Annotated in this window: 10 protein-coding genes; 8 read left to right on the forward strand and 2 right to left on the reverse strand. The window is 73.0% G+C overall.

Translation table 11 applies throughout. The annotated features are described in order from the left end of the window. Positions 1 to 4: 4 nt before the first annotated feature. Positions 5 to 1,930 carry a gamma-glutamyltransferase gene (ggt, locus tag AC07A4_RS16715; RefSeq protein WP_478598674.1) on the forward strand — a complete coding sequence of 642 codons (1,926 nt, stop codon included), beginning with the start codon at positions 5 to 7 and terminating at the stop codon, positions 1,928 to 1,930. Between the two features lie 186 nt (positions 1,931 to 2,116). Here the strand turns inward: ggt and map are convergent, their stop codons facing one another. Beyond that, positions 2,117 to 2,884 (reverse strand): type I methionyl aminopeptidase, encoded by a 768-nt coding sequence (gene map, locus AC07A4_RS16720; RefSeq protein ID WP_478598675.1) that lies wholly within the window; start codon positions 2,882 to 2,884, stop codon positions 2,117 to 2,119. A gap of 50 nt (positions 2,885 to 2,934) precedes the next feature. On the opposite strand from map, the gene AC07A4_RS16725 reads away from it, so the two are divergent. Further along, a complete protein-coding gene (locus AC07A4_RS16725) occupies positions 2,935 to 3,186 on the forward strand; it encodes a helix-turn-helix domain-containing protein (protein ID WP_478598677.1) in 252 nt (83 codons plus the stop codon). On the opposite strand, the gene AC07A4_RS16730 is transcribed toward AC07A4_RS16725, so the two are convergent. Further along, positions 3,143 to 4,354 (reverse strand): Cmx/CmrA family chloramphenicol efflux MFS transporter, encoded by a 1,212-nt coding sequence (locus AC07A4_RS16730; protein ID WP_478598679.1) that lies wholly within the window; start codon positions 4,352 to 4,354, stop codon positions 3,143 to 3,145. The genes AC07A4_RS16725 and AC07A4_RS16730 overlap by 44 nt on opposite strands. Positions 4,355 to 4,747: 393 nt before the next feature. On the opposite strand from AC07A4_RS16730, the gene AC07A4_RS16735 reads away from it, so the two are divergent. From AC07A4_RS16735 to AC07A4_RS16760, 6 genes are all read left to right on the forward strand, one after another. Beyond that, positions 4,748 to 6,643, forward strand: coding sequence for a hypothetical protein (locus AC07A4_RS16735; protein ID WP_478598682.1), 1,896 nt, complete (start codon positions 4,748 to 4,750; stop codon positions 6,641 to 6,643). 171 nt (positions 6,644 to 6,814) lie between these two features. Further along, the gene (locus tag AC07A4_RS16740; protein ID WP_478598684.1) at positions 6,815 to 7,657 is read left to right on the forward strand and encodes a nitrilase-related carbon-nitrogen hydrolase; all 843 of its coding nucleotides are present in this window, start codon (positions 6,815 to 6,817) and stop codon (positions 7,655 to 7,657) included. Beyond that, positions 7,654 to 8,934 (forward strand): aspartate aminotransferase family protein, encoded by a 1,281-nt coding sequence (locus tag AC07A4_RS16745; RefSeq protein WP_478598687.1) that lies wholly within the window; start codon positions 7,654 to 7,656, stop codon positions 8,932 to 8,934. The genes AC07A4_RS16740 and AC07A4_RS16745 overlap by 4 nt, the downstream gene beginning before the upstream one ends. 60 nt (positions 8,935 to 8,994) lie before the next feature. Next, complete coding sequence (hydA, locus tag AC07A4_RS16750; RefSeq protein ID WP_478598689.1) at positions 8,995 to 10,398, forward strand: dihydropyrimidinase; 1,404 nt, start codon at positions 8,995 to 8,997, stop codon at positions 10,396 to 10,398. 79 nt (positions 10,399 to 10,477) lie between these two features. Then, positions 10,478 to 11,476 carry a TIGR03842 family LLM class F420-dependent oxidoreductase gene (locus AC07A4_RS16755; RefSeq protein WP_478598691.1) on the forward strand — a complete coding sequence of 333 codons (999 nt, stop codon included), beginning with the start codon at positions 10,478 to 10,480 and terminating at the stop codon, positions 11,474 to 11,476. 25 nt (positions 11,477 to 11,501) lie between these two features. After that, entirely contained in the window at positions 11,502 to 13,052 is a 1,551-nt protein-coding gene (locus AC07A4_RS16760; protein ID WP_478598694.1) for an NCS1 family nucleobase:cation symporter-1, read from the forward strand. The last annotated feature ends 7 nt before the right edge of the window (positions 13,053 to 13,059 follow it).

The following is a 13,059-nucleotide window of genomic DNA, read 5'->3' on the forward strand; positions in this document are numbered from 1 at the left end:
GCACATGCGACGGGCTGTAGTGCGGAATCTGACGCTTTTGGCGGTCGGAGGGGTATTGGTGACGGTCGGTGCGGCCGCGCCCCCTTCGCCTTCGCGGACAGCGGAACCGGGCACGACGGCCGAACCGGCCACCGCCGCCCAAGCGGGCACAAGACCGGATTCGGCCACTTCGGTCAGTTCGGCTGGTTCGGCCGCTACGGGTGGTGCGTCCGGTGCGTCCGGGCGGACCCCGGCCAAGGTGCCCGAGGCCGTCGGCTACGGCGGCGCGGTCGCGAGCGTCGACGCGGACGCGTCCGCAGCCGGGATCGAGGTGCTGCGCAAGGGCGGCAACGCCGTGGACGCGGCGGTCGCCACGGCCGCCGCGCTCGGCGTCACCGAGCCGTACTCGGCGGGCGTCGGGGGCGGCGGGTACTTCGTCTACTACGACGCGAAGACCAAGAGCGTGCACACCCTCGACGGCCGCGAGACGGCGCCGCGCACCGCGGACACCGACCTCTTCCTGGAGAACGGCAAGCCGCTGCCGTTCGCCGACGCGCAGACGAGCGGCCTCGGCGTCGGTGCGCCCGGGACGCCCGCCACCTGGCGGACCGCGCTCGACAACTGGGGCAGTGAACGCCTCGGCACCCTCCTGAAGCCCGCCGAGCGGCTCGCGCGCGACGGCTTCACGGTGGACGAGACGTTCCGCGCCCAGACCGCCGCCAACGAGAAGCGGTTCCGGGACTTCCCGGACACCGCCGAGCTGTTCCTGCCGGGCGGCAAGCTCCCCGTGGTCGGCTCCACCTTCAAGAACCCCGACCTGGCCCGCACCTACGCCGAGCTGCGGCACGAGGGCGTCGGCGCGCTGTACCGGGGCGACATCGGCGAGGACTTCGTACGGACGGTCAGGAAGCCGCCGGTGGACCCGGACTCTGGGCGCAACGCGCGCCGCGGCGACCTGACCATGAAGGACCTGCGCGCGTACGAGGTGAAGGAGCAGGCGCCCACCAGGACGACGTACCGGGGCCTCGGCGTCTACTCGATGGCCCCGTCGTCGTCCGGCGGCACCACCGTGGGGGAGGCCCTGAACATCCTGGAGCGGGGCGACCTGTCGCGGGTGGGCAAGGCGCGCTATCTGCACCGCTTCATCGAGGCGAGCCGGGTCGCGTTCGCCGACCGGGGGCGCTGGGTGGGCGACCCCGACTTCGAGAGCGTGCCCACCAAGCGGCTGCTCTCGCAGAAGTTCGCCGACTCCCGCGCCTGCCTGATCAAGGACGACGCGGTCCTGGAGAGCCCCGTCGCCCCCGGTGACCCGCGCCACCCCGCGCCGTGCGCGACGAGCGGCAAGGCGGCCCCGACCACGTACGAGGGCGAGAACACCACGCATCTGACGGCGGCCGACAAGTGGGGCAACGTCGTCGCGTACACGCTGACCATCGAGTCCACCGGCGGCAGCGGCATCACGGTGCCCGGCCGTGGCTTCCTGCTCAACAACGAGCTGACCGACTTCTCGTTCGCGCCCGCGCGCCCGGACGTGCACGACCCGAACCTGCCCGGTCCGGGCAAGCGGCCGCGCTCGTCGATCTCGCCGACGATCGTGCTCGACAAGCACCGCGAGCCGGTCGTCGCGCTCGGCTCGCCCGGCGGCGCGACCATCATCACCACCGTCCTTCAGACCCTGACCGGCTTCCTCGACCGGGACCTGGAGCTGGTGGACGCCATCGCGGCGCCGCGCGCGAGCCAGCGCAACGCCGCGCAGACGGAGCTCGAGCCCGGCCTGTGGGACAGCCGCGTGCGGCGCGACCTGGAGGCGCTCGGCCACTCCTTCAAGAAGAACCCGGAGATCGGCGCGGCCACCGGCGTGCAGCTCCTCCCCGACGGCCGCTGGGTCGCCGCCGCGGAGAAGGAGCGCAGGGGCGGCGGATCGGCGAGGGTGGTGCGGCCCGCGCCGTAGTCCCGTTCCGCGCGTTCACTGGGCATGAGCGAGGCCCGTGCCGCCCAGCTGGTGGGCGGCACGGGCCTCGTTGTCGTGCGGAGGGCTTGCGTACGGAGGCGCCGTACGGAGGTGCCGTACGGAGAGCTGTCGTACGGGAGCGCTGCGGCTGCCCGCGGCCCGCGGCCCGCGCGCGGCGCCCGTGTCCTACAGCGCCGTCAGGACGCGCGGCCCGGCGTTCGTGATCGCGACCGTGTGCTCGGCGTGGGCCGCGCGGCTGCCGTCGTCCGTGCGCAGCGTCCAGCCGTCCGGGGCGGTGTGGAACCCGTCCGTGCCGCCGCCGATCACCATCGGCTCGATGGCGAGCACCATGCCGTGCCGCAGGGGCAGGCCGCGGCCTGCGGGGCCTTCGTTCGGCACGGAGGGGTCCTCGTGCATGCGGCGGCCGATGCCGTGGCCGCCGAAGCCGTCCGGGATGCCGTACCCCGCGCCGCGGCAGACGGTGCCGATGGCGTGGGCGATGTCCCCGATCCGGTTGCCCACTGTCGCCGCCGCGATGCCCGCCTGGAGGGCGCGCTCGGCGGTCTCGATCAGGCGGACGTCCTCGGGGCGCGGCGCGCCCACGATGAAGCTGATCGCCGAATCGCCCGCCCAGCCGCCCAGGAGCGCGCCGAAGTCGGCGGAGAGCAGGTCGCCGTCGCGCAGGCGGTAGTCGTCGGGGACGCCGTGCACGATCGCGTCGTTCACCGACGCGCACAGCGTGGCCGGGAAGGGCACCGGGGCGAACGACGGGCGGTAGTGCAGGAACGGCGAGGTGGCGCCCGCGTCCTTGAGGACCTGGTGGGCCACCTCGTCCAGGTCCCGCAGGCGCACGCCGACGGCCGCCGCGGCCCGGACCGCCGCCAGGGCCCGCGCCACCACCCGCCCCGACTCCCGCATCGCGTCCATGTCTCTGTCTGTCTTGAGCTTGACCATGCCAATTACTATACCGGTATTTAAATGGGGGTGAGGGTAGGATGGCGGGCATGGTGCGCACTCCACTGACCCCAGAAGAGCGCGAGCGCGGTGAGCGGCTTGGCCGTCTGCTGCGCGAGGCGCGTGGCGAGCGGAGCATGGTCGAGGTCGCCGCGAGCGCCGGGATCTCGGCCGAGACCCTCCGCAAGATCGAGACGGGCCGGGCGCCGACGCCCGCCTTCTTCACGGTCGCGGCGCTCGCGACGGCCCTGGAGCTCTCTATGGACGAGGTGGCGCGGATGTGCGTCCTGATACCGGTGTGAGGCCCGCGGGGCGCGTGGCGCGCGCCCGGCGCGCGGTCAGTGCCGCCCCGCCCGCCACGGCGAGGGCGAGGGCCACCATGAGCGCGCTGACCCACAGCGGCGAGCGGTAGCCGAGCCCCGCGCCGATCGCCCGGCCGCCCGCCCACGGGCCCACCGCCGCGCCGACGTTGAACGCCGCCGTGGCGAACGCGCCGCCCAGTGTGGGCGCCGCCGTCGCCGCGTACAGCGCGCGGGCGATCAGCGTGGAGCCCACCGCGAACGACAGGGCGCCCAGGACGAAGGCGAACGCGACGGTCGCCGCGGTGTGCTGAGCGGTCAGCGCGAACGCCGTCCAGCCGCAGAGCAGCGCCACCGCCCCGGCCACGAGCAGCGGCACCGGACGGCTGTCGGCGACGCGCCCGCTCAGGGTGACCCCGGCGAACGAGCCGAGCCCGAACAGCGCGAGCAGCGCGGGCAGCCAGGCCCCGCCGACGCCGGTGACGTGGGTGGCGAGCGGTTCGAGGTAGGTGAAGGCGCAGAACGTGGCGCCGTTGACGAGCGCGCCGAGCAGCAGCGTCAGGAGCAGCCGCGGGGCGCGCAGGGCCGCGAGCTCCGAGCGCGCGCCGGCGCCCGAGCCGCCGGGGGCGCCCGCCGGTACGGAGCGCGCGACGGCGACGACGGCGGGCAGCGACACCAGGGCCACCGCCCAGAACGCGGCGCGCCACCCCCACAGCTGGCCGAGCAGCGCACCGCCCGGCACCCCCACGACGCACGCGAGCGTGGTGCCGCCGAGCAGGACCGAGGTGGCCCGCCCCTTGGCGTCCGGCGCGACCAGGCCGGTCGCGGTCGCGAGCGCCACCGCGAGGAAGCCCGCGTTGGCGAGCGCGCCGACCACGCGGGTGGCGAGCAGGACGCCGTAACTGGTGGTGAGCGCGCCCGCCACATGCACGAGCAGGAACGTCACGAGGAAGGCGAGCAGGGCGCGGCGGCGCGGCCAGCGCAGGCTCAGGATCGCCATCAGCGGCGCTCCGACGATCATTCCCACGGCGAACGCCGAGGTCAGCGACCCGGCGGCGGGAACGGACACCTCCATGTCGGCGGCGATGTCCGACACCAGGCCGGACAGCATGAACTCGGAGGTGCCCTGTGCGAACACGGCGAGACCGAGCAGATAGAGGACCAAGGGCATGGCGGGACTCCAGGGCCATGTCAGCCACGGCGAGGACGCGCGGCGCCCCGGGCACGGAGCGGGGTCCAGGCAGTGGAGAAGGAAAAAGGAGGGAAGAAAGAGAGGTCCGTGACTGCGGCGCGGCGATGGTCCCAGGGCGGTGCGGCCGCGGAGTTCCAGGGGGAACTGCTACGCGGCTGCGGGCCGGATCAGAAGGGGGCCACCGGCTGCGCGCCGGCGGCTAGCGTCTGCTCGCCTCGGGACTGGACATGTGCGCAGACTAGCCACGCATCGCGCCGCACGTCCAAGTAATTAATGAAGACTTCGGAAAACCGTGTACGGCCGTGCCGTCACCCATCTGGTGTTATCTTCCGGACCGGCAGACTCCAGTCTCCCAGGGGGCGGTGCCCGACGATGGCAGTGGGACAACTCCCGGAACAGGTCCGGGAGTTCGCACGGTACTTGCACGAGCTCCTGGCACGCCTCGATCAGGGCGCCGGGTGGTGCGGCGTGTTCTGGTCGCGCGACCCCGACGGGATGCGGGCCTGTCTCGACGGCGCCGAGGTGCCGCCCTGGGACGTCGTCCAGGCGCTGCTGCACGACCTCGCGGCCGACGTCGGCGTGGGCGTCGCCGAGGCCGAGACCGGCCGGGCGCGGGCCCTGCACGCGGCGTCCGTCGCCGCGTACGACGACCGTCCCGGCGGCCGCGAACTCCTCAGCGACCGGCTCGACATGATGCTCCAGGAGCAGCGGTTCGCCCTCGAACGGGAGCAGGAGCTCGCGCGCTCCCTCGCCCTGGCGGCCACGCCCGACGAGGTGGACCGCGTCCACCTGGACCTCGCGTGGGTGCGCGACGACCACGAGCGGGCGGCGGCCCGCTGCGCCGAGCTGCGCGCACGCATGGAGCGCCTCGACCGGGAGCGGGCGCCGAAGTGGGTGGACTTCGGAGGCGGCGGCACGGACGGCGGGGAGCCCTCAGCAGCCGATGCGCGGCGCGGGCGCGCGCCCGCGCCGCGCGGCAGGCTCGACGCGGGAGGTGTGCGTGACGCCCGCGCCGCGCGCGCCGAACGCGCCGCACGTGAGGCGTATGACGCGCGTGGCAGGCAGGAGGCGCAGGCCGCGCCCGACGGATATGGCGCGTACGCCGCGGAGAGCGAACGGGATACGCACGCCGGGCGGGTCCCGCTTGGCGGGTACGGCTCGCAGGGCGCGCACGCCGGGCGCGTCCCGCCCGACGGGTTCGACGCGCAGGGCGTGGGCGACCCGCAGGCCGCGTACGACCAGGACCCGCACGCGGCGTACGACCCGCACGCCGCCCCCGACGCACGGGGCGGGTTCGATGCGCGCGACGCCTACGACACGCGCGACGCCTACGACACGCGCGACGCCTATGACGCGCGCGATGCCTACGACGCGCGCGACGCCTACGGTCCCGAGACCCTGGGCCCCGCCTCCCCCGTCCCCGTCCCAGCCTCCGCCCCCGCGCCGGACACCGGTCCCAGGGCTCCGGAGGCACCCGAGGAGCCCGAGGCCTCCGAGGCCGCCGACGCCCCCAAGGTTCCCGCGCAGGCGTCCGCCCGCTCGCGCCGTCGTGACGTACGCCGCCGCCCGCGCGGCGCCCGGTACGCGGGCCTGGACGGTACGGGCGACGGCGCGGCCGAGCCCGCCCCCGCTCCGGGCGCGGGCGAGCCCGCGACCCCGCGCGGTGCGCGCTACGTCCAGGCCGTCGACGCGGAGCCGCGCGCCCACCCCGATCCCGGTGCCCAAGACGCCGACGGCGCCGATGACGAGCGCGTCACCGTCGACGCCGTCAGGGCCCTGATCCGGCTGCGCGGCGAGGGCCGCAGCGGAGAGGCGCACGGCGTGCTCGTGGAGGCCGCGGGCTGGCCCCCGGCCCGCCTGCCGCTCTTCGCCGAGGAACTGCACCACGCGGGCCTCGGCGCCGACTGGGCGACGCTGCTGTGGGAGGCGGCGTCCCTGCCGCCGGACCAGCTCGTCGCCGTCGCCGACGCGCTCGCGGGCGCGGGCCGCGGCGAGGACTGCCGCAAGCTGCTGCGCCAGGGCGTCGCCCGGCCCGCGCCGGAGATCGCCGAGTCGCTGCTCGCCCTCATCGACGCCGGGCGCGAGCGGGAGGCGCGCGCGCTCCTCGACTCGTATGTGCGCGTGCGCAGCGCCGAGGACGTCGCGGCCTGCGCGCACACCGATCCGCAGCGGCTCATCCCGCTGCTCATCACCACCGCCAAGGCCGTGTCGGACGATCGCCACTGGGACCTCGTGCACGCGCTGCGCGTCGCGGGCTTCACCACCTGAGGCGCGCCGGGCGCGCCCGTTTCGCACCCACTCGGGTGCGAAACATGATCGACTCCGCCGCTTGCTGACGATGGTCTTGGCAAGGCCGTCGATGGGGGCTTACGTTCATCTGTCTACGCACCAAGTCTACGGGCGTAGAGGCTCTCTGACGTCCTGTCGAAGGAGCATCTCATGGCCAACGTCGTACGCGCCGCACTCGTCCAGGCGACCTGGACCGGCGACACCGAATCCATGATCGCCAAGCATGAGGAGCACGCCCGCGAGGCCGCCCGGCAGGGCGCGCGGGTGATCGGCTTCCAAGAGGTCTTCAACGCCCCGTACTTCTGCCAGGTCCAGGAGAAGGAGCACTACCGCTGGGCGGAGCCCGTCCCGGACGGGCCGACCACGCGCCGGATGCGGGAGCTCGCCCGCGAGACCGGCATGGTCATCGTCGTGCCGGTCTTCGAGGTCGAGCAGTCCGGGTTCTACTACAACACCGCCGCCGTGATCGACGCCGACGGCAGCTACCTCGGCAAGTACCGCAAGCACCACATCCCCCAAGTCAAGGGATTCTGGGAGAAGTTCTACTTCCGCCCGGGGAACGCCGGCTGGCCCGTCTTCGACACCGCCGTCGGCCGGATCGGCGTCTACATCTGCTACGACCGCCACTTCCCCGAGGGCTGGCGCCAGTTGGGCCTGAACGGCGCCCAGCTGGTCTACAACCCCTCCGCCACCTCGCGCGGCCTGTCCGGCTACCTGTGGCAGCTGGAGCAGCCCGCGGCCGCCGTCGCCAACGAGTACTTCGTCGCCGCGATCAACCGCGTCGGCCAGGAGGAGTACGGCGACAACGACTTCTACGGCACGAGTTACTTCGTGGACCCGCGCGGGCAGTTCGTCGGCGAGACCGCGAGCGACAAGGCGGAGGAACTCCTCGTGCGCGACCTGGACTTCGACCTGATCGACGAGGTCCGCGAGCAGTGGGCGTTCTACCGGGACCGCCGCCCGGACGCGTACGAAGGGCTGGTCAAGCCGTGAAGGACCTGCACGCCCGGCACCGGGCCGTCCTGCCGGACTGGCTCGCGCTGTACTACGACGAGCCGATCGAGATCACCCACGGCGAGGGCCGCCACGTCTGGGACGCCCAGGGGCGGCGCTATCTGGACTTCTTCGGCGGCATCCTCACCACCATGACCGCGCACGCGCTGCCCGAGGTCACCAAGGCCGTCGCCGAGCAGGCGGGCCGGATCATCCACAGCTCGACGCTGTACCTGAACCGCCCGATGGTCGACCTCGCCGAACGCGTCGCCACCCTGTCCGGCATCCCCGACGCCCGCGTCTTCTTCACCACCTCCGGCACCGAGGCCAACGACACCGCGCTGCTGCTCGCCACCGCGCACCGCCGCTCGCGCCAGGTCCTCGCGATGCGCAACAGCTACCACGGCCGCTCCTTCGCCGCCGTCGGCATCACCGGCAACCGCGCCTGGTCGCCCACCGACCTCTCCCCGCTGCAGACGCTCTACGTCCACGGCGGGCTGCGCACCCGCGGGCCCTACGCGGCCCTGAGCGACGCCGAGTTCACCGAGGCGTGCGTCGCGGACCTGCGGGACATGCTCGGCCAGACCCGCGACGTCGCGGCCCTGATCGCCGAGCCGGTCCAGGGCGTCGGCGGCTTCACCTCGCCGCCCGACGGCCTGTACGCGGCCTTCCGCGAGGTCCTCAGCGAGCACGGCGTCCTGTGGATCTCCGATGAGGTGCAGACCGGCTGGGGCCGCACCGGCGACCACTTCTGGGGCTGGCAGGCGCACGGCGCGGCCGGGCCGCCGGACCTGCTGACCTTCGCCAAGGGCATCGGCAACGGCATGTCGATCGGCGGTGTCGTCGGCCGCGCCGAGGTCATGAACTGCCTGGACGCGGGCTCCATCTCGACCTTCGGCGGCTCACCGGTGACGATGGCCGCGGGCCTCGCCAACCTCACCTATCTGCTCGAACACGACCTCCAGGGCAACGCGCGCCGGGTCGGCGGGCTGCTCATCGAGCGGCTGCGGGCCATCGGCGCCCAGCTGCCCGGCGTCCGCGAGGTGCGCGGCCGCGGCCTGATGATCGGCGTCGAGCTGGTGAAGCCGGGCACGGACGAGGCCGACCCGGCCGCGGCCGCCGCCGTCCTCGAAGCGGCCCGCGAGGGCGGCCTCCTCCTCGGCAAGGGCGGCGGCCACCACACCAGCGTCCTGCGGATCGCGCCGCCGCTGACCCTGACCGTCGCCGAGGCGGAAGAGGGCGCCGCGATCCTGGAACGGGCCCTGCGCGCCGCCTAGGCGCCCGCCCGCGGCCTCGCCGCCGACGCCCACCCCCGTACACAAAGGGAGCGCACCACCATGAGCGACCGCACCCTGATCCGCGGCGGACTCGTCGTCACCGCCGCCGAGGAGACCCACGCCGACGTGCTCGTCGAGGACGGCCGGATCGCCGCGCTAGCGGCCCACGGTACGGAGGCGGCACGGAGCTGGACCGCCGACCGCGTCATCGACGCGACCGACAAGTACGTCATCCCGGGCGGCGTCGACGCCCACACGCACATGGAGCTGCCCTTCGGCGGCACCTTCGCCTCCGACTCCTTCGAGACCGGCACCCGGGCCGCGGCCTGGGGCGGCACGACCACCATCGTCGACTTCGCCGTGCAGTCCGTGGGCCGCTCCCTGCGCGAGGGCCTCGACGCCTGGTACGCGAAGGCCGACGGCAAGTGCGCCATCGACTACGCCTTCCACATGATCCTCTCCGATGTGACCGAGCGGTCCCTGAAGGAGATGGACCTGCTCGTCGAGGAAGGCATCACGTCCTTCAAGCTCTTCATGGCCTACCCGGGCGTCTTCTACAGCGACGACGGGCAGATCCTGCGCGCCATGCAGCGCTCGTCGGCCAACGGCGGCCTGATCATGATGCACGCCGAGAACGGCATCGCCATCGACGTCCTCGTCGAGCAGGCCCTCCAGCGCGGCGAGACCGACCCCCGCTACCACGGCGAGGTCCGCAAGGTCCTCCTGGAGGCCGAGGCCACCCACCGCGCCATCCAGCTGGCGCGCGTCGCCGGGGCGCCGCTGTACGTGGTGCACGTGTCCGCGGGCGAGGCCGTCGCGGAGCTCGCCGCCGCCCGCGACAAGGGGCTGCCGGTCTTCGGCGAGACCTGCCCGCAGTACCTGTTCCTGTCCACCGACAACCTGGCCGAGCCCGGCTTCGAGGGCGCCAAGTACGTGTGCTCCACGCCCCTGCGGCCCCGTGAGCACCAGGAGGCGCTCTGGCGCGGCCTGCGCACGGGCGACCTCCAGGTGGTGTCCACCGACCACTGCCCGTTCTGCTTCACCGGCCAGAAGGAGCTCGGCCGCGGCGACTTCTCCAAGATCCCCAACGGTCTGCCGGGCGTGGAGCACCGCATGGACCTGCTCCACCAGGCGGTCGTCGACGGGCACATCAGCCGCCGCCGCTGGATCGAGATCGCCTGCGCGACGCCGGCCCGGATGTTCGGCCTCTACCCGAAGAAGGGCACCATCGCGCCGGGCGCCGACGCCGACATCGTGATCTACGACCCGGCGGCCGAACAGGTCATCTCGGCCCAGACCCACCACATGAACGTCGACTACTCGGCGTACGAGGGCAGGCGCGTCACCGGACGCGTCGAGACCGTCCTGTCGCGCGGCGACGTGGTCATCGACCAGCGCGCGTTCACCGGCCGCGCCGGGCACGGCGTCTACACGCCCCGCGCCACCTGCCAGTACCTGGACTAGGCAGTACCTGAACTCAGTACCTGAACTCACTACCTGAGCTCAGTACCAGAACTCAGTACCTGAACGAGGAGGCATCCCCGTGGATTTCGGACTCGTCCTGCAGACCGATCCGCCCGCGTCCGAAGTCGTCGGCCTGATGCGGCGCGCCGAACAGAACGGCTTCCGCTACGGCTGGACCTTCGACTCGGCCGTCCTGTGGCAGGAACCCTTCGTGATCTACAGCCAGATCCTGGAGCACACCCGGGAGCTGATCGTCGGCCCGATGGTCACCAACCCGGGCACCCGCACCCCGGAGGTCACCGCCTCCACCTTCGCCACGCTCAACGACATGTTCGGCAACCGCACCGTGTGCGGCATCGGCCGCGGCGACTCCGCGATGCGCGTCGCGGGCCGCACCCCCAACACGCTGGCCCGGCTCGGCGAGTCCATCGAGGTCATCCGCGACCTCGCCGAGGGCCGCGAGGCCGACGTCGGCGGCCAGACCCTGCGCATCCCCTGGATCAAGAACGGCAAGCTCCCGGTGTGGATGGCCGCGTACGGCCCGAAGGCGCTCGCGCTCACCGGGCAGAAGGCCGACGGGTTCATCCTCCAGCTCGCCGACCCCTATCTCACCGAGTGGATGATCAAGGCCGTACGGGACGCGGCCGCGGCCGCCGGACGCGACCCCGCCGCGGTGAAGATCTGCGTGGCCGCGCCCGCCTACGTCAGCGCCGACCTGGCCCGCGCGCGCGAACAGTGCCGCTGGTTCGGCGGCATGGTCGGCAACCACGTCGCCGACCTCGTCGCCAAGTACGGCGAGCACTCCTCGCTGGTCCCCGAGGCCCTCACCGCGTACATCAAGGAGCGCGAAGGCTATGACTACGCCCACCACGGGCGGACCGGGAACCCCGACACCGCCTTCGTGCCCGACGAGATCGTCGACCGCTTCTGCCTGGTGGGGCCCGCCGCCGCGCACATCGAGAAGCTGCGCGCCCTCAAGGACCTCGGCGTCGACCAGTTCGCCCTGTACGCCATGCACGACGCCCGCGAGGACGTCATCGACGCCTATGGCGCGGAGGTCATCCCGGCCCTGACCTGACTCCCCTCCAGCGAAGGGCCCGCCCATGACCGACGCCGTGCCCGCCGCGTCCCCGTCCCAGACCACCGCCGCCGACGGCCGCGTCGAGCTGTCGCCCGGCGCCTACCCCCGCGACAGCCGCTTCGCCAACGACGACCTCAGACCCGTCCCGCTAGCCGAACGCCACTGGTCCACCTACAACTTCGCGGCCCTGTGGGTGGGCATGGCCCACAACATCCCCTCCTGGACCCTCGCGTCCGGCCTCGTGGCGTTCGGCATGGACTGGAAGCAGGCCGTGCTCACGATCGCGCTCGCCAATGTGATCGTGCTGCTCCCGATGCTGCTCACCGGCCACGCGGGACCCAAGTACGGCATCCCCTTCCCCGTGCTCGCCCGCGCCTCCTTCGGCCTGCGCGGCGCCAATCTGCCCGCGCTTGTCCGGGCGGCGGTGGCCTGCGGCTGGTTCGGCATCCAGACCTGGATCGGCGGCCAGGGCATCTTCGTGCTGCTCGACCAGGTCTTCGGCGGCGCCTGGAGCGAGACCTCGCACACCGGCGGCTATCCGTGGCCGCTGTGGCTGTGCTTCCTGGCGTTCTGGGCGCTGCAACTGGCCATCATCCACCGGGGCATGGAGACGCTGCGCCGGTTCGAGAACTGGGCGGCGCCGTTCGTGCTCGTCGGCGCGGTGGTCCTGCTGGTGTGGATCTCCGACAAGGCGGGCGGGCTCGGGCCGCTCCTCGACCGGCCCTCGAAGCTCGGCTGGGGCGCCGACTTCTGGCCGGTGTTCTTCCCCGCCCTCATGGGCATGATCGGCTTCTGGTCGACGCTGTCCCTGAACATCCCGGACTTCACCCGCTTCGGGAAGGGCCAGCGGGCCCAGGTGTGGGGCCAGACCCTGGGCCTGCCCACCACGATGACCGCCTTCGCGCTCCTGTCCGTGCTGGTCACCTCCGGCTCGGAGGCGGTGTACGGCGAGCCGATCTGGGAGCCGGTGGACCTCGCCGCCAAGGCCGACAACGTCTTCGGGCTGCTCTTCGCCCTGGTCACCGTCCTGGTCGCGACGGTCTCGGTGAACATCGCGGCGAACGTGGTCTCACCCGCGTACGACCTCGCGAACCTCGCGCCGAAGGTCATCACCTTCCGCACGGGCGCGCTGATCACCGGTGTCGTCGGCGTGCTCATCTTCCCCTGGAAGCTCATCGAGACACCGGAGCTGTACATCTTCGTGTGGCTCGGCGTGGTCGGCGGGCTGCTCGGCACGGTCGCCGGAGTCCTCATCGCCGACTACTGGGTGATCCGCCGCACCCGGCTCGACCTGGCCGACCTGTACCGGCCCGAGGGGCGCTACTGGTACCGGCGCGGCTGGAACTGGCGGGCCGTGGCCGCGTTCGCCGTGGGCGGGCTCCTCGCGGTGGGCGGCTCGCACTCGGACCCCGGAAAGGGCCCCTTCCCGCGCGACGGCCTGATCCCCTTCCTGGAGCCGCTGGCCGACTATGGGTGGGCCGTGGGGCTTGGGGCGGCGTTCGTGGTGTACGTGGGGTTGATGTGGCCTTGGCGGGAGGGGGAGCGGGAGCGGGAGTTGCGGGGCGTGGCATGATCCCGGC

Source organism: Streptomyces sp. NPDC043996 (assembly GCF_056435225.1).

Bases quoted from the DNA above. Each gene is read 5' to 3' on its own strand.
- ggt (WP_478598674.1), top strand. From the start codon at position 5: ATGCGACGGGCTGTAGTGCGGAATCTGACGCTTTTGGCGGTCGGAGGG.
- map (WP_478598675.1), bottom strand. From the start codon at position 2,884: ATGGTCAAGCTCAAGACAGACAGAGACATGGACGCGATGCGGGAGTCG.
- AC07A4_RS16725 (WP_478598677.1), top strand. From the start codon at position 2,935: ATGGTGCGCACTCCACTGACCCCAGAAGAGCGCGAGCGCGGTGAGCGG.
- AC07A4_RS16730 (WP_478598679.1), bottom strand. From the start codon at position 4,354: ATGCCCTTGGTCCTCTATCTGCTCGGTCTCGCCGTGTTCGCACAGGGC.
- AC07A4_RS16735 (WP_478598682.1), top strand. From the start codon at position 4,748: ATGGCAGTGGGACAACTCCCGGAACAGGTCCGGGAGTTCGCACGGTAC.
- AC07A4_RS16740 (WP_478598684.1), top strand. From the start codon at position 6,815: ATGGCCAACGTCGTACGCGCCGCACTCGTCCAGGCGACCTGGACCGGC.
- hydA (WP_478598689.1), top strand. From the start codon at position 8,995: ATGAGCGACCGCACCCTGATCCGCGGCGGACTCGTCGTCACCGCCGCC.
- AC07A4_RS16760 (WP_478598694.1), top strand. From the start codon at position 11,502: ATGACCGACGCCGTGCCCGCCGCGTCCCCGTCCCAGACCACCGCCGCC.